Origin of the sequence: Pseudomonas sp. 2995-1 (genome assembly GCF_002742505.1) — a bacterium.
Taxonomy (GTDB): Bacteria; Pseudomonadota; Gammaproteobacteria; order Pseudomonadales; family Pseudomonadaceae; genus Aquipseudomonas; species Aquipseudomonas sivasensis.
The window spans coordinates 1-358 of record NZ_LJSA01000336.1; the positions used below are offsets into that span (position 1 = coordinate 1).

The following is a 358-nucleotide window of genomic DNA, read 5'->3' on the forward strand; positions in this document are numbered from 1 at the left end:
AACTGATATACTCCACTGCTTTTTTCAAAGAGTACTTCTTTAACTGAATTAGGAAACAAGCTACTATTAACCCTATTCATGATAACTGCGCCAACAGCTATTTGACCTTCAAGTGGTTCTCCTCGAGCTTCAGCATATATCATTTTAGCAAGCCACTCCAATGCCTCTTGATTAATAGAAACAACTTGCTGTGGAGTTGGAGAAGGAGTGGAGCTAGTTGTATTATTTCTTGGAATGACTAATGTTTGTCCTATTTGCAAATTGTCTGAATTTAATTGATTACTTTGCTTTAACTGATTTACTGTTATACCATTTTGGTTTGCTATTCTCCAAAGCGTGTCTCCAGATACTACTGTAT

Annotated in this window: 1 protein-coding gene; it reads right to left on the minus strand. The window is 36.0% G+C overall.

The genetic code is table 11. The annotated features are described in order from the left end of the window. Nucleotides 1-358, minus strand: a 358-nt coding sequence (locus AOA61_RS12520) for a LysM peptidoglycan-binding domain-containing protein (protein WP_143521205.1), incomplete at both ends; no start/stop codon positions are given.